Consider the following 16,604-nt stretch of genomic DNA (forward strand, 5'->3'; position numbering starts at 1 on the left):
TTATTTCCCTTTATTAGTCAATGCCAGGAACTGCTGATCAGGAACATTGAAAATGTCTTGTTGATATAATTCGGGCCAGTTATTTTTTAACCACTCACCTTCCTCACGGCAATTATTGGCTGTATCAATTCGTTTTTGCAGTTGTTCATGCTCTGCCAGAATAGAATTCAGACTAAGGGATGGGGTAGCGGAGAGTATTTGAAGGGCAATTGTTATAGCCTGACGAATATCCGTGATTTTATTGGTGGTATATCCTTGAACATCGGATTTAAGAAAACGGGTTCTACCGCCATAGACGCGCCAAACTAAAGGACGATTACTGCTATCAAATACTTCAACTCCTTTTACTGCCTGAATGACTTCTGCTCCAGATATGCCAATACGCGCTCCTTGATTAACGATGAGATAATCAAGGGTGCCACTGATGATTCCCATGCCACCAAAAGCCCCATTATTGCCACAAATAACACCTATGGTTTTAATGCCGGCTGAGCGAGCATCCAGGATGGAGCGAATGATTTCAGAAATTTCAATTTCACCTACGTTCGCTTCTTGTAAACGGACTCCACCACTGTCAATCAAAAAAATGATTGCAGGCAGTTGATGTTTAATTGCATACTTGATTAAACCATTGATTTTGGCACCATGTATCTCTCCTACTGACCCGCCAATGAAATCTTTTTGTTGCGATGCAATGGCTATATCAATTCCATCCATTTTGGCGATACCAATGATGATCCCATCGTCTGTTTCCACTTGCATGTTTAACTGAGGCAGGGTTGGACTTGGTGTCTCTTTATCAAGTAAAAACTCTGTAAAACTGGCTTCATCGACTAACGAATAAATTCTATTGCGTGCGGCGGCTTCCGTGTAGCTATCCTTTTTATGATATCCTGTTTGGTAGGTTTCTATCGCTTGACGTAGGCGTAAGGAAACGACAGGCGGAGTGGCGCCCGCATCGTTAAGAGTAATGGATAGCCCACCATAAGGATAGTCTTCAACAAAGCGTTCGATCACTGCATCCCAGGTATTTCGGAAACCAGAGATTACAGTATTTACAATAATATCGGTTTTATCAAAGTTAGAGTTTGGTTTAATAATCACTTCCAAATTACCTGAACCGGCTACTCCAACTTTAATCATTGGCGATATTTGGAGTTTTTGGGGCAAATTGAATGTGTATTGATATTTATCCATAAATAGGTCTACCAATTCCTGAATTTGTTAGGAGGACTATAAAGTCCATTCGAAATTTCCACTAGATCACGGATGTTTTTGGCAGCGAGTAGATCTCGATCAGCTTCTTTTAATGAAATGCTCAAATCTTCTGGTCGTTGAATGATACCACGATGGCGCAGTTCATCGACTATTGCTTTATCACGTTTCAAACCTACCGGAGTATAACCGGCGATTCCGCGGATAGCTTGTTCACGCTCCTCTGAATTTTTACATAATAACAGATTGGCTATCCCTTCTTCGGTGACGACATGAGAGATGTCATCACCATAAATCATAATGGGCGGCAGGTCGGCCTGCATTTCTTTTTGTAGTTCCCATGCATCCAGTTTTTCTACAAAGGTTGGTTTGCCTGCCCCCTGAAATGTTTCAACCATTTGTATCACAAGTTTACGTCCTCGAGGCATTGCTACAGGATTATGAGAATTTTTTTCTTGTCCGGCTTTAAGCCATGCGTAAGAGGAATGACGTCGCCCTAAAGTATCACAGCCCATATTGGGTGCTCCACCAAAGCCGGCGATTCTTCCTTTGGTTGCCGTTGAACTGTTGGCTTGCGGATCCATTTGAAGAGTCGCGCCAATAAATACATCACAACCATAATGCCCGGCAAGTTGCCCATACAGGCGATTTGAACGTAATGAGCCGTCTCGACCAGTAAAAAAGATGTCTGGTTTGGAGCGAATAAATTCATTCATCCCTACCTCACCCCCTACACAAAAGATAGACTCGATGAATCCCGCTTCAATTGCAGGGATTAAAGTAGGTAGAGGATTGACCATCCAATGTTTACAAATTTTACCTTTTAAACCCAGAGACTGGGCATAAGTTGGCAGAATAAGTTCAATTGCACAAGTGTTAAAACCAACCCCATGATTTAATCGATTGACTTGATAAGGAGCATAAATGCCTTTAATCACCATCATGGCCATGAGGATTTTTACTTCGTCAATTAGTGCGGGATCTCTTGTAAACAAGGGTTCAATGTAGGATGGCGATGGGGCTTTAACGATGGCATCGACCCAGTCTCCTGGAATGTCAATTCTTGGGAGTTTCTTGACTATTTCATTAGCTTGCACAATGACCAGGCCATTTTTAAAAGCAGTTGCTTCAATAATACTCGGTGTTTCTTCCGTATTGGCACCGGTGTACAGATTACCGTAATAATCTGCTTTTTCTGCAGTGATTAAGGCGACATTGGGAGTAAGATCCATCACATAACGTGCATAAAGCTCATTGTAAGTATGTATATTGCCTATCTTAACCTGATTACGCTGGATCATAATTGCCAAACGAGTTGATTGTGGGCCAGCAAATGCAAAATCAATTTTTTCAGCAATTCCTCGTTCGAACAAGTCGAGATGTTCCGATAAGGTAACAGCCGATTGCAACATATGTAATCCGTATATTTTTTGGGGATTTACAGAACATAGGCTGCGTGCCAGAAAATCGGCCTGTTTCTGATTGTCTCCTTCCAGGCAGACTTTGTCATGAGGTTTTATTGCTGCTTCAAGAAGGGCGACTATATTTTTCTCAGAAACGATTTTGCCTTTTTTAAAAAAAGGTTTGATGTTAGTGAGTCTGCTCTCATAATCCTTGAGGTTTTTATTCCAGTCCATAATTTTTTAGTAATCGGATGAGAACTATAGTGATATAAAATGTTAATAGTATAGTAGATATTGACGCAAGTATTTGATTTTATCCCCTGCTTTTTTCTTGTGGCTTGTGCAAGGTAAGTTGGCCTATGATATTTCTCTGTAACTGAAAAATACAAAATACTTTATTTCAGCGTATTTCTGTTTTCTGGTTGAACAGAAGAGATTAATTCCTTGAAAGAAAACAATATATTGCATTAACATTAGTGAACTGTTTAAATTCATAAATCATGACATAGGGAAGTGGATATGAGAGAAAAATATACCGGTCGATCAGAGCCTATTATCAATAAACCTTCTGATATTCCTAAGGGTTTGGTTGCAAAAAGAAAAGCAGAATTGCTCTTGGCAAAATTAGAAGAAGCTATAAAAGCTCAAGAATCTTTAAATAAAGAATCAGAGAGTCCTGTGAAGGAGAGCAATTCCGAGTCACTCAAACCCCGATTGACCCATCTAACGAGCGAACGTCCAAAAATCAATCATAGACCTCCTTCTTCCTTTAGCTATACCAATTCAGACAGTACTTTGTTTGCTTCTGTTAAAGAAGAAAAAACCGAGGGGGAGGTGTCATCTGTATCCCTTTCTAATGATAAAAAAAAAGTTGAAGATAACTCTTCTGCATCAATTTGGACGGAACTGATGGCTGCCTTATCAAGAGCAGTTGACAACTATACGAAGAAAAAAATGGAAGGAACTACTCCCGGTGAAGCTTATGGTTGGTTCAGCTGGTTGCGTCATGGCAAGGCAGGAGAAGAAAAAGCAGGCGGGCTCGCCAGTGAAGCACGGGGAACCAGTACGGTTGAGTCTTTGTTGACCTTGCTTCATCATTTCTTTGCGGATTCTACCACCAGATACAATAATCATTCATTGGCTCCTTATGTGATGGACGAGCTCAATAAATTATTGGTTCAGTATGCTCTTAAACCGTTCATACTCAGTTTAGGAACTCAATATGATCTTAACAGTTGGCTGCATATCAAAAATCAATTAAGTCAACTGGCAGGTAAGGAAGAGTGTCAAGAAAAGCAATCTCTTGTTGCGCCTGTGTAATTATCAGGGGTCCTGCGCAGGACTCCGTATTTTTTAATCGCATGGATTTAACAGTTTCAGTTTTCTTGGATTGTTTGATGACTGCTTGTCAAGATTCGATAAATGCCCGATATTTTTAATGGCTACTAAAGTGCTATATTTTTTCAATATATGCATATGCAATTTTGGTACTTTCTTTATTAATGACCATATCTTCATCGCCTTACCTTGCACACTTGAGGGGATTAAAAAATTATCCTAGACTTTGAATAGCTGTCCAAACGTTTAAGAGAATAAAATGAATACAAAAAGGATTTTACCGGTTGTTTTATTACTAGTTGGTACGATGCTTTCAGAGGCTAGCAGTGCCAAGTTCAATGGAAATGGCAACAGCATTGTGGTGAGCAATAACTCACAAAATACCTCGGAACAATCGTCTCAACAGAACCTTAAACGCAGTCCTTCAGGGCAAAACTGTACCGGAACAACCCCTAACCCATTTCCACAAAACCCTGCATCGTCTCCTTTTTCGATAGGGCAATTGGGCGCTTGTGTTAATTCAACTGCATGCAATCCCACCAATGCGACATTAAAAAGTAAAATTGCAGACAGGTATTGTCAAGACGCGAATAAAGCGACTTGTGATGCGAATGATGACTGTCTGCCACCCCCTGATTGTAAAGGTCGTGTGAATGGAACAGCTTCCAGTATTGTGCTCACTAACTGTCAAAATGCTGGTCCCAGCCTTTGCGCTAGTGCTGGAGGAGGGATTTATTGTCTTTGCAATGCAGAAATCGCAGCGAATGCCCAAATTAAATGTGGTTGTGAATGTACTACCAAAACACTGCCTTAATAAATAAATTGTGAAAATAATATCGTCTATTTCAGTAGTTGATATAGGTATATCCCCAAAATCTCTTCGAGCCGGTCTCTTTCATTTTCTGTACATAATTTGATTCATTTAAAACATCACCAGTTATTTTAACAATTTTCGTGCTTCGTTATGGGGGCATAGAGTTTTTATTAAACAGAGTACATTTTGTATTTAAATTATAAACATTGAGCTTTTTGTATATTGTATTTTATGTTATTGTTCAATTTCTTGGTCAATAAAATCAGGAAGTTAGATACAAAAACTATTTTGGAATAGTCCTTTTACTTTACTTGGAATTTAAAAGATGAAAGAAATTATCGAGTTGTTAGCTACCTTGGATGAATTGCAAAACCCTTATATTCATCGTGTCAAAACCAAGTTGTGCGAGATTTTAAATCTGGATGAAAAAGAAAACGAGGTAACGCGAATTGAGCAATCGACAAGTCGATCCTGGGACGAGGGGGCTACAACCGATTTAAGGATAGGCCCTATAAAATCAAAAGAAAGAATAGAGGAATTAAGATCTGTACTCGTCATGTTGTCTGCTGCCAATGCAGTGAAATATGAGGAAGGGCACAATTTAAAGGATAATGGGGTGGAATTTATTATCACCGCATGTGAGGTTGAGAAACTGGAAGGATTTATCCCACTGAATCAGGAAGAAATGCAAAATACTATTCCTGCTACGACCTTTATTCGTATGTCAATTGCAGGGAATAGGGGGTATGTACGAGGGATTTCATTCAATTCTGCAAAACTCGATGGGGAGAATTACCTTGGTTCGTTTAAAGAAAACGAACTAACGACACCGACACAACAATGGTTTTCTGTTCTTGATTTATTGGATTTATTAAATAGTGGATCAGAACTTAATCTCATTCAAATACAGAACGATTTAAAATCTCTTTTGGGGGTGAAGTTTGAAGTTCATTTTCATTCATCCAGTGAAGAGTTCCCCATTGATTTGCGCACAGGAAATTTAGATTCCAAGGAGACAGGCGTTCAACAACTGCTGAGATCAATGGATAGCCTTGTTTTGCTTGATTGTCTAAAAACAGAAAGCAAAGAACTTGAAGATGGCCAGAAAGTATGCATTATCAAGGAGGTAAATCCTCAGGAACTTCATAAGTTTTCACTTAAAAAAGAAAAGAATACTAATGCAAACGCAGAAATGCTCTCCAATGTTATCGGACTTTTAAAACAATCATTTCCGCATAATAGGGTGATCCAGGATCTGGTTGTTTTTGATGGCAGAGAAGGAAAAAGTATGTCGCGTCCCTACTTGCATATTAGAACCCAAAGCTATCATCAGGAAGCTACCAGTGATTATAAGAGTGCAATGAGCATTCTCAAAAAAATTCAGGATAAAACATCAAAACAAATCAGCTTTGATTTCAGAAATGAGATGGTTGAGATGAAAGATGAATCAAGACCTATATACATAAGCAGTATTGAGAATACTATCAAATCATCTCAATTTATTATTGATGTTGCGGTTGGTTTAACAACACAACAGCTGTTCGAATTGCAAGATATATGTGTTGAAATAAATCAATCCAGATTAAAACATCATCATCGTCATAATCTCTTCAAGACGCAAATTGAAGAACAAAAAACTGATGAGCAAAGCTCATCTTTGTTTTTAGGTTAAAGTCAAATTCGACATAAGAGGTATAAGAGGCCTTTTATGTCGTTGCTTTAGCATCATATCTTGTTGTATTACCTGGCGAGAATTTATTCAACTGGCATTTTGGCATTTTAACAAACCTTCGAGATCAATCAGGGCTTTTTCATCGTGGATAGCTAAGAGCGTCACCCAGGCGGCGATGATCTGATTGTAGGTAAAAATCCGCTTTAACCACTGTTTTTTCTTTTCTTCTTCAGCAATGTGTTCAGATAAGGCAAGTTGTTTTTGGTTCAGTTTTTCCCAATTTTTTATGGCATTCGCCAGAGGCTCATTATTATTAGTTTTTGCCCATTCGTAAATCATGGTGTTGCGATTTTTTTGATAGTTCACTAAATCAGGATCATTGTGTTTTTCTGACAGATATTGCAAATAATACATTTCAAATTGATAAGGATGTTGGTATAAATTAAGTTTAATAATAGTTTGGTAAAATTCTTTTTCAAAAGTTTGTTGCTTCTCATTGAGAGGCTGATTTTTTGATTGATTCACTGTTTTTTCCCAGGTTGGCATGATGACATTCAGTGTCAGATTCATCATTCCCTCCCAAACGGCTTCTAATTCCTTGCCTTGTTGTTCTAATCGCTTTTCCAGCGAACTGATTTTTTGTTTTTGTTGGGTTAAGGATAAAGTGGCAAATTCACTGGCTTCAGGCATTAACTGGATAATTTTATCTTGAGAAGCACTGGCCACACGGATAAATTGGGAAAGAGCATCATTGTTGTTGGATTGAAATCTTTCTTCATAATTCAGGTAAACGGATCGAATCGTATTATTGTCGTAATTTTTCATGCGGGACTTAAACTGTTTTGATGCGAATAATTTGGCCCATTGGAGTAAATAATAGTCCGAAGTACTTAAAGGAATGTCTACTGTCATGTCTTCAATGATCGCGTTTTGATGTGCAACCAACATATTTTTAGCCGGTTCTCTGATTTTTTTTCCATCAATGACACCATGCCCTGTGTACCATTCGGTAAAAGAACGTTCATATCCTTGATAGGTAGCACCGTTGGCATCAGCAGTGCAGCCACTGGCATAGTGATCATCCGTTGAGGAAGTGAAACCACAAATTTTAGGATTAGCTATAGGATATCCATCTTGTGTTGTAACAGATAATTGATGAAACCCGCCTGAATAACACTGAGACATCGCAAAAATAATGTGTTGGCTTGGTATTAAGGTGAGCAGCGACGATAATTCATTTTTGGATAAACAGGCTTTGCTAAAGTTTTTGGCGTTAGTGAAGTTGTTAATAAATGGTTTTTGATAATGCCAGAGATCAATGCAATTGTTACTGTAGGGATTGGTATTTTTATCCTCTAAAAACCCATGAGGCATTCCGTGATCACTGACAAAGAGAAGCAAATTATCACCAGGGTTGATTTGTTGAATTTTGGAAGATAAAAAAAAGGCATCCACATTGTATTTATTGGCTTGTTGATTGTTTGCGATAATACCCGTAAACATGACGTCTTCTTTGTTTTGTTGATTATCTTTTGTATTAATGAGTTTGTGCACATCAAAGGGAGAAGGTTGTGCGGTTGGTGTGTTACCTCCTCCAAAATAGATACTCACTGTTTCAGGATTAAATCGGGTGATTAAATGCTCATAAAGAGTTTTTGTTTGCAGGTATTGGGTGTAGTGGTTAAGGCCTGGGTTATCTCCCCCTGACAGTACCAAAACTTGCTGGCCTGCATAAGTAGACGTGGTGTGCAGAGCAATTAAAATGCTGAGAATTGTTTTCATCTTCATTCCATGAATCGTTGTTTTAATTTTTTTCATTGTTGTGTCAAGGATAGCAATACTTGTATTGAACTGCTAATGATAATTGAAACGTTACGGTTAAAGACTAAAACTAATTAGAGATAGGAAAAACATAGTCAGTATCCAGCACTGTTGCTGCTTGTGTTTTGATTATCCTTCGAGATTTAATCGCCATTCCAGCTTAATGTTGATTATAAATAAAACAATTTTCAACAAAAGTAATCATTTTGATTTTTATGTGCATTTGTCGTGCTTATAGATTAAAATTATATCAATGGGGCCTATTAGTTGATATTCATATTATGAGCACACCAGAGAAAGACGTTCGTGAACAAAAAGTAAAAACAGTCACTTTAAGTTTTCTGGGTACTGGTCAACATCGTGAAAATGTTCATCATATTCTCACCAGTTTCCATAATAAAATCTCGGAAGTTCATAAAGACAATCCCACAGTGGCAATGAGGATGTTTGATGGTCCTGGTTCAGAACCAAAATCAATCGACAGCAAAGATCCTATTCCCGGGACTTACATTTATAACCCAACTGATAATTCCAAAATATTAATTAGTCCTGTAATCTCCCAAACGATTACCAATGCCATACAAAAACTGACAGGGAATCTGGCGGGAGAAGGCATAGAGCATTTATTATTTGAGGCAGTGCTTTACCTTAATGACATCATTGAAAAAAATGGAGGCCAACTGCCTGAAACAATCAATTTGCACGGGTTTAGCCGAGGGGCTGATACCTGTATGCGAATGGCGAATCTTCTTTATCAATTATATCCAGACATCAAAGTCAATTTATTTTTAATCGATCAGGTACCTGGGCCTGGGAAACGCGATGATCCACATTCTTATACTGTCCCCCCTAATGTAGCACATTTTGAGTCGACCCTGATGTTACATGAATACAGGCCAGGATTTGATCCGCAACATTCAGGAAGGTATGTGATTGCAGATCCTGAAAAAACAAAAGTGGTTGTTAAACCTTACTATGGGGAACACAATACTGGTAATCGCGTTACCGAAGATCCCAACACGAATCACACTGCCATTTTATTACATGATGATATGAATCGTTTTTGCAGGGAAACCGGCTCCCTTCCGTCTGTTGGAATTCCTCCACCAATTATTGCCAGAGTAGGAGATAAAAAAGAGGAGGTTCGAACGTCTTCAGGATTATCTCCAGAAAAACGTTTTGAATTGTTATGTGGTATGAAGGAAAATGAATGGGGCTATGCCAAGCTGAAAAAGAAATACCATGAACGCAGTATTCTGTCCAAGCGAGAAGATTACGTACAAGATTCCAGATTATTTGTTAATCAAGAGCATCGGGAATTGTTTAAGCAATTGTATCCCAAATCATTTAACTGGCTTTTTGAAAAAAATCATGGTGGCCAAACCCAAAAAGAAGAAGTCATCGCTGAATTAAAATCGCTATCCGAAGATCCAAGGTATGAGCATTTTTTTTCATCATTAGCGAAACACTTTCAAATTAATGAGAAAAATATTGCAGGAACCTTGCCAGAACCTTCGGGCATTGATCGGGATGAAAAAAGAAGCTTCAGGCTACCTCCAGTCAGGGATCGGCTTTCTTATTTACAACATTCACTGATCTCCATTGCGAATTATTATCACTATCATTGTAATGAGAAGAATTCAACGAATGAGTCAGTTAAAAATTTGCTGTTAGAACGAGTGAAAGAATCAAGAACAAAACCGGATAGCGAGGCAATCAAACATTTGGAACAGACCATGGAAGAGGTGAAACAGATTCTCGAATCCAAAAATGAAAAAGGTTTCCTCTGGCAACAAATTAATCACATTTCCCCTAATGCTCGACAATATTGTGAACAAGTAAAAGCGGCACTTCAGGAACATCTTCAGCATAATCAAGTGCTATCCGACACTCAGAAAGAGGAAATTCGTAAGGCTATGGATAGAATGAATAGCATAGTCAACGATGGTAACAAAGACAGCCAGCAGAAATATAGGGAAATAAGAAGAGAGGTGATTGAGTTAAACGCCAAAGCCACCACACCGGAAGATGATAGTCAATTAACAAGAAGTCATTTCCAAAAAGCCTATTTTGAATTATCAGGGGATACACAAAAAACCCTGAATTTAGAATCTCTATCTCAAACATTGAATCAACTCTCAAAAGCTCATTATGGCGAAACCAATATGACTGATAAAATTATTCAGCGATTGGATAGTTATAAAAATAGGAATTCGTTTTGGAATTCAGTTAAAGACGTTTTGAACTTTTTCAACATTCCTTTTCCGAAATTGCATTCGGAAGTCAAAGAGCAAATTGCTGATGCATTACAAAAAAGGCTTATTGATCTCAATGAAAAAGGCATGGGTAATGATGTCAATGCGATTACAAAAGAGCTTGGAAAGGCGCGAGAAGATTTGATTGAACATTATAAGAAGACTTCAAAACTGGAAATGGGTGAACTGGATAAAATTATCAATAAATCCATGGAAGAGCTCCTTGTTGCGCGTAAAGTCTCCAAAGATTTGGTCCATGAGGAAGTTAGCCAGGTCAAATTAAGTTAAGCACTGTTCTGTTTTGGCAAAGTTATCATAAGATCAGAACGCATCTCCTGTAAATCAGCTTGCCTCAAACTAAAATATGTATCAAAAATTATATGAATTAGTTTCGACTTAATCTGACACAACTACCCAATTTATTTTAACCAAAATGACAAAAATGAGTGAAGATAATGCTCCTGAAAATCGTTGTATTATTTTTCATATTACTTTAACAATGCTAAAAAAGGGAAAAACCTATAAGATCTTAATCAATACTAAGCACAATAAATCAAGTTGAGATGATCGTTATTTTGTTCAGATCCTTAAGTCAATTGATTATGCCCTAATTCGATATCATATTATCTTTTATTTGGATGCTAACATATGTTAGTGTTCTTTCGTTGTTTATGTACATACCAAAAAAAATTTATTTGGAAAAAATATTTTTTGCTCAATAAAATCTATCACTGGAGTTAAGGTTGATTTATGTTCATTTTAAAAAAAAATAACTCAAATAGAGTAAGTAATCCCTCTAGCACCAATCTTGGCAGTTTTACAAGAGTTCCTAATGAAATACTCTTGCATGTTATGTATTTCCTTGATCTTCAATCACTAAGTCGTTTTGCAAGAACTAATAAGGATATTAATTATCAAGTACATCAGTTAAGTAAAGCGTTTAATGTAACTTTAGTTGATATAGGCTGCGAGGGAACTTATAGTCATTTACATCAAAAATACTCAAAATTCCTAGTGGCCTCTCAAAAACGTCAAAAGGAATTACAATCAATCAAAGAAGTTAGAGAGTCAATAAATCAACAAAGAAAAGACCTGGAAGACAATCCAGCACACAGAAGCAGTTGTATTTCCAAAGAAGAAAAAACGTTTACGGTTGTGTGTTGTGTATTAGGAACTGTTGGTGGTTCATTATTCGCTTGCTGTTTTCCTGTAAATTGGGGTTTATCTGCACTTATAGGTGGAATATCAACAACTCCAATCCCTTTGATCGTATCGCGAGCAACAAAATGTATGTGTCAAAAATGTATTGAATGCAAAGCCAGTTCACTTGAATTGAGAGAACAGAATTTAGATAACAATTTCCCACTACCTTCTAAAATGCTAAAGTAATGCGGTGAGGCTGACTACTACTTTTGCAATAAAACTGAAAGGGGCTGAGCTTTCATAACAGCCTTTTTTTCAGTTACAAGTCTTTCCTTTTTGCTAATCCCTCGCGATCTTACGAAGTGAGGACTTACGAAAAACTCCAATGTCAAGGCAAAAAATGTTTTTAATAAGGGAGTTTAGATAAACCAAATGACCGAATTAAAAACATTTTTTAACGATGAGACCGGGGGTTTTTGTAAGTCCTCGAAGTTTTAGGTTTTTAGCTGCTTTTCTACTCTGACAGCATTCATTATTTCCTCAATTGCAGGGTTGGCACTTAAAGCAGCGCGGATTTTTTGGAAATCGCAACAGCTTGGTTTGGCAAATGCATTGATGAAGTCATGAGCATTCTCATTGTAATTATTGTCTTTGTTTTCAGCTATTTTTCTTTTGATTTCAATAATGGTATTGGCTATATTTTCTTCTTTTGAAGGGTCAATCTTCCCTACCATGTCTCGTATTTCTTTGATAATGGTTGGAACTGAACCATCTTGATTTGTAAGTAATTCATCATTATTTGATACCGTGTAGACTGCTAAAATATTTTCTTCTCTTTCATTGACAGGTATCTTCATGATACTAATATATAATTTTGTTTTATCGGGTAAAGTAGGTATTTCTTGTCTGGTATCTGTATCTTGTTTAATTAAAATATTTTCAAACTTAGGTAGGACTATTTTTTCTGGGTTCTCTTGTTCCGCTTCAGCAATTTGTTTTGCAGTTTGCTCCCAAGTAGCAATCGTTTTTTCGTCAATCTTCTCGGTATTTTCAAGTGCAGTAGTCTTGATGAAGTGTAACGCGTTATTAATAATTTGTTCCCTATCCATAATTTTAGTGCAACTAATGAAATTATCCCTACAAATTTGTTTTGCTATATCTAATTGTAAATTTTTATTTTTAGAAAATTGTAATATAGTCAAAAGAAGCAGAATTTTTTGTTCAGGGTTGTCCGCTTTATTAAAGAGAGAAAAATAATAGTTTGATGTTTTGGCTAAGAGGGCTTTTTCTGGATTCAAAAAGCTAAATGTGGGTGGTTTATTTTTTGTTGCATGGTTTTTTAGTATGTTAGCAACTGAGATCTCATCGAGTTCATAGCCAGGATTATTTGGTTGTTGTCGTTGGAATTGAGTGAATAAATGTTGTATTTGTTGCGAGATAGGGAGATTTTCCATCTCAGGGATATTAGTAAATGACCTTAAGTGTTTGGGAACAGTTGATGGTTCAAAAAAATAGGGGAAAATATTTTTATAAGTCTCTAGAGGAAATGTAATATTTAGTACATCCAGTTGTGGAAAATCACTTTTGAGAATGGGCGGATTTAAACCATGATGAACATGCATCAAGGCTACTACAGTTTCAGCAAAGCTCCCTGTGCCACGCTCTAAGGGTTGAGTATTTCCAATTAACCACGATAACTCGGCTAGTTTCTCATAAAAGACCGTAAGCTTGTCTCGATAGTCAGAATATTTTTCCGCAAAGGATAAATCCATAGACCAGATTTCTGCAAATAAATTTTCAATATTAGGCCAGGTGGCATTTAATGGTGCCAGGCCATGTTGCCACATTAAGTTAGGTGCAACATTAGTCTCGTCAACAGGCCCACTCCAAGTGTATCTGGTTTCCTCAATACTATTGACTTGAAGGTCATTATAAAATAGGCCATAACTCACAGAGTAGCCTTTTTTGTTTAGTCTTACGTCATCGGAAAAATAAAACACATTTCTAATAAGAGGTAATGCAAATGCATACTGAGCTCTAACAGGTGTGTTATAATCTTCAGACTCTCGTAATCGACCTACTGCATCACTTCGTCCAGTCTGCAGAAGAAATTCGGATACTTTTTCAAGAACGAAAGCAGCTAAATACGTCTTACTGCTTGAGGGTAAAAGAGTTAAAAGGTAGTTTGCTTGGGGTAACATGATATGTTGAATTAGATAATAACTTATTGAGCTCATGAACTAATTCCATTCGTTTAGCGCCAAATTGAATATCATCATTGATTTTCCCAGCTTTGTTTCCATAAAACTCTTTAAGTTTATCTATATGTTGCGGTTTTACATAGCGTGAAAAACAAGGTGCAGCGTCACAATATTCAGTTTTAACTTTCGAATAAACTTCTTTAATAGTTTGTAGATGAGGATGATCTTTGGGAAGAGCAGTAACTAGTTTATTAATTTTGTCGAAAGGAGTGGATGCAAATAAATTTAAAAATAAATCCCTAATTTTTTCCTTTACCTCTTTTTCATCAGCTGAGTTGAATCGATCTGGATCAAACACTTCAATTGCTGCAAGACGATAATGGTTTTTAAATAGAGCAAGTATCAGTTTGCCATTATCTCTATTTTTTAATTTTCTGAAATCTCCACTGATATAAGCATTAAATTTATCGTTTGAAGTAACTGTTCTTACATTCCTAATACGCTTTATTACCTCGTCATTGAGATCTAAGTTTTCCATAATGACTGCAATACATTTGTGGGCTTGTTTATTATAAAGTGAACCAATTTTAGAGAAAGTTTCATCCAAACTCATATTTTTCGCATTTGCTAACCAAATTTTACTAAATATTGCAGGACTGTCCTTATCTGAAGCTTCTATTTCCAACAATTCTATTGATTGAGAGACAAAAGGCCATTCTCGGAGTGATTGAAAAGATATCACGCAATCATTTTGCACTAGAGTTTGCATTAAACGCCAAAAAGAAGAGCTATCATACCCTTCCATAAATTCAAATCCAGGTGCTGTTGTATAATCGACTTGATTTTGTCCTAAAAACTTGAAAATAAGTTCTAAGCATTTTTTAAAAGCGGGGCCATTTTCATCACGGAAACCTAATACAGAATAACTGTATAGCATCGCATGAAGATTTTTTTTCAAAAACTTAACATAGTTAGGGAGTGAGTCGTCGTTGATTTGTTTTTGAAAATCATCAATGACCTTATAAGTTGTATCAGGATATTCCATCAACAAACGATGAAAAATATCCTCAGGTAATTTGTAAACATCAAGAAATAAACCTTGGTCCAAAAAAACATCTAAAATCTGAACTGCTTTATCGAAGGAACTACGATGTTCATTAATTTTAGGAGCAATCAGAATATCCCTAATTAATTCTGCAAATTCGTTTATATCGCTAATTTTGTTGTCTTTTAAAAGAGCTTTACAGTTTTCAACATCAAGATTCAGAATAGCAGCGTGAAGCAAGGGATTGGATGTGCGCAACATTATTTTTTTCCAAGAACATCTTTTAATGTAATATAGCATAAAAATTTGAACAAAATGGTTTTGGACTCGTATTAAGTTGAACTCACTTTCAGTAGTTTTACAGTTATATCCGATGAGTAATCCATAGGTAAACGTTTATAAACATAGCCATAACGGTTGAGTGATATGACAATTTTATTGTCGCAAGCATCAACTCCTTTGATTGTTCTTGACGGACTTAAGCTACGGCACGCAAGTCGAGTCGTCCCCCTGTTTCATCAATGTAATAATTGTTTGCCTTAGTCAATGCCAGTACGTCTGGAATAGATAAGAGTAACTCACAAGCGCCTTGATTACCTAGCCTTAGAGCCAGGCGAAGTAACTCATTCTCATCTCCTGGAATGGTTCCAGCAGGAGCCAAGGCTTTTATACCGGGGATGCTTAGCAAAAAACGAATATCATCAAGTAATGCTTCATCATTACGACGGATTAAATTACGTAACATATAAAAGCCTTCCAGGCATCCCGACTTTGTGACTAAATCAAAGACACCATCCAGGTTACTTTGCTTAAAGGCATCGCGCATTTCTTTTAACCTGTTCACATGGCTGGTAATAAACGGATTGACGTACTTCTCTCCATATTCAAATTCGTGTATTTTTGCGTACGCGAGCATAACCGGAGAGTCGAGCAAAAAATTAATGACATCATGATGACCTATTCCAACTGCTGCCCAGCGAAAAGCATAATAATTTTCAGCTTGAATCATTGCTGTGACTTCAGTTGGCGCCAATTCACATAAATGATTTATCACATGGAGGTGTCCATTTTCTGCCGCCAGACGAAAGGCTTGGTAATTTTCTGCCTGAATCATCTTCACAATCTCATCAGGTATTAAAGAAAAAGATATTGTATCCAAGGCATTTAAACAACCGGTTATTGCAGCAACAAAACAAATAACCTCACTTTTTATTCCTTTACTGTGAACATCATTCCAGAATTGTTTGGAGTTCCTGTCAAAATGAGCATAGTATAGACACAACAATTGCCTCACCTGTTCCATATTTTTTGTTCTCGGTAAAAAGATATGGATTGCTTCTTTATAAGATAAAGTCATAAGAGATAATTCATACACACTGATAAAATGCTGAAATAAATTTTCCCATAGAATCCAGGGTATTAATCGTAACTGCGGATCGTTCTCATAGTTTTCCATATTATGAATGGTTAGATCAAAAATAGGGCTAAACAGATAAAAAACAAACTAAACAATTATAAATTAATCACAATTGAGCTGGATGGTCGAATAAGGACAATCTACGGTTAAAAGAGGACAATATGAAATATCATAAAAGTTGTTTGTTTTTCTTTGTTTTGGATAAATAGTCTACAATTTTAGTAGGATGACTATAAATAAGTATTTCAATTTCTTTCGTTTTTATAAGTGAGATGAGCGC

The 16,604-nt window shown here is 36.8% G+C and carries 11 protein-coding genes; 5 read left to right on the plus strand and 6 right to left on the minus strand.

What is annotated here, in order from left to right; all coding sequences use genetic code 11:
- Both mdcD and mdcA read right to left on the minus strand, forming a co-directional pair.
- Entirely contained in the window at positions 1-1,197 is a 1,197-nt protein-coding gene (gene mdcD, locus CC34_RS0106980; RefSeq protein ID WP_028378472.1) for a biotin-independent malonate decarboxylase subunit beta, read from the minus strand.
- A gap of 8 nt (positions 1,198-1,205) precedes the next feature.
- Positions 1,206-2,852 (minus strand): malonate decarboxylase subunit alpha, encoded by a 1,647-nt coding sequence (mdcA, locus tag CC34_RS0106985; RefSeq protein WP_028379304.1) that lies wholly within the window; start codon positions 2,850-2,852, stop codon positions 1,206-1,208.
- Between the two features lie 279 nt (positions 2,853-3,131).
- On the opposite strand from mdcA, the gene CC34_RS0106990 reads away from it, so the two are divergent.
- The 3 genes from CC34_RS0106990 (at position 3,132) to CC34_RS0107000 (ending at position 6,442) form a co-directional block, all read left to right on the plus strand.
- On the plus strand, positions 3,132-3,938 hold the full coding sequence (locus CC34_RS0106990) for a hypothetical protein (protein ID WP_080272081.1): 807 nt from the start codon (positions 3,132-3,134) through the stop codon (positions 3,936-3,938).
- A 277-nt stretch (positions 3,939-4,215) separates the two neighbouring features.
- The gene (locus CC34_RS0106995; RefSeq protein ID WP_028378473.1) at positions 4,216-4,770 is read left to right on the plus strand and encodes a hypothetical protein; all 555 of its coding nucleotides are present in this window, start codon (positions 4,216-4,218) and stop codon (positions 4,768-4,770) included.
- A 325-nt stretch (positions 4,771-5,095) separates the two neighbouring features.
- Entirely contained in the window at positions 5,096-6,442 is a 1,347-nt protein-coding gene (locus CC34_RS0107000) for a hypothetical protein (RefSeq protein ID WP_028379305.1), read from the plus strand.
- A gap of 87 nt (positions 6,443-6,529) precedes the next feature.
- Here the strand turns inward: CC34_RS0107000 and CC34_RS0107005 are convergent, their stop codons facing one another.
- Positions 6,530-8,224, minus strand: a complete 1,695-nt coding sequence (locus CC34_RS0107005; protein ID WP_028379306.1) for a hypothetical protein — start codon at positions 8,222-8,224, stop codon at positions 6,530-6,532.
- 320 nt (positions 8,225-8,544) lie between these two features.
- On the opposite strand from CC34_RS0107005, the gene CC34_RS0107010 reads away from it, so the two are divergent.
- Positions 8,545-10,806 (plus strand): Dot/Icm T4SS effector Lem25 family protein, encoded by a 2,262-nt coding sequence (locus tag CC34_RS0107010; protein WP_028379307.1) that lies wholly within the window; start codon positions 8,545-8,547, stop codon positions 10,804-10,806.
- Between the two features lie 462 nt (positions 10,807-11,268).
- Positions 11,269-11,907 (plus strand): F-box protein, encoded by a 639-nt coding sequence (locus tag CC34_RS0107015; RefSeq protein ID WP_027227457.1) that lies wholly within the window; start codon positions 11,269-11,271, stop codon positions 11,905-11,907.
- Positions 11,908-12,155: 248 nt separating this feature from the next.
- Here the strand turns inward: CC34_RS0107015 and CC34_RS1000000117380 are convergent, their stop codons facing one another.
- From CC34_RS1000000117380 to CC34_RS0107030, 3 genes are all read right to left on the minus strand, one after another.
- Positions 12,156-13,898 carry a hypothetical protein gene (locus CC34_RS1000000117380; protein WP_231957863.1) on the minus strand — a complete coding sequence of 581 codons (1,743 nt, stop codon included), beginning with the start codon at positions 13,896-13,898 and terminating at the stop codon, positions 12,156-12,158.
- Positions 13,813-15,168, minus strand: a complete 1,356-nt coding sequence (locus tag CC34_RS0107025) for a hypothetical protein (RefSeq protein ID WP_028379309.1) — start codon at positions 15,166-15,168, stop codon at positions 13,813-13,815. Before CC34_RS0107025 ends, CC34_RS1000000117380 begins: the two co-directional genes overlap by 86 nt.
- A 217-nt stretch (positions 15,169-15,385) precedes the next feature.
- A complete protein-coding gene (locus tag CC34_RS0107030; RefSeq protein WP_028379310.1) occupies positions 15,386-16,387 on the minus strand; it encodes a hypothetical protein in 1,002 nt (333 codons plus the stop codon).
- Between the last annotated feature and the right edge of the window lie 217 nt (positions 16,388-16,604).

Source organism: Legionella pneumophila subsp. fraseri, assembly GCF_000586315.1.
GTDB classification, from domain to species: Bacteria; Pseudomonadota; Gammaproteobacteria; order Legionellales; family Legionellaceae; genus Legionella; species Legionella pneumophila_B.

What these genes read in the sequence shown, in the direction of transcription:
- mdcD (WP_028378472.1), bottom strand. Translation starts at nt 1,197, where the DNA reads ATGGATAAATATCAATACACATTCAATTTGCCCCAAAAACTCCAAATA.
- mdcA (WP_028379304.1), bottom strand. Translation starts at nt 2,852, where the DNA reads ATGGACTGGAATAAAAACCTCAAGGATTATGAGAGCAGACTCACTAAC.
- CC34_RS0106995 (WP_028378473.1), top strand. Translation starts at nt 4,216, where the DNA reads ATGAATACAAAAAGGATTTTACCGGTTGTTTTATTACTAGTTGGTACG.
- CC34_RS0107000 (WP_028379305.1), top strand. Translation starts at nt 5,096, where the DNA reads ATGAAAGAAATTATCGAGTTGTTAGCTACCTTGGATGAATTGCAAAAC.
- CC34_RS0107005 (WP_028379306.1), bottom strand. Translation starts at nt 8,224, where the DNA reads ATGAAAACAATTCTCAGCATTTTAATTGCTCTGCACACCACGTCTACT.
- CC34_RS0107010 (WP_028379307.1), top strand. Translation starts at nt 8,545, where the DNA reads ATGAGCACACCAGAGAAAGACGTTCGTGAACAAAAAGTAAAAACAGTC.
- CC34_RS0107015 (WP_027227457.1), top strand. Translation starts at nt 11,269, where the DNA reads ATGTTCATTTTAAAAAAAAATAACTCAAATAGAGTAAGTAATCCCTCT.
- CC34_RS1000000117380 (WP_231957863.1), bottom strand. Translation starts at nt 13,898, where the DNA reads ATGAGCTCAATAAGTTATTATCTAATTCAACATATCATGTTACCCCAA.
- CC34_RS0107025 (WP_028379309.1), bottom strand. Translation starts at nt 15,168, where the DNA reads ATGTTGCGCACATCCAATCCCTTGCTTCACGCTGCTATTCTGAATCTT.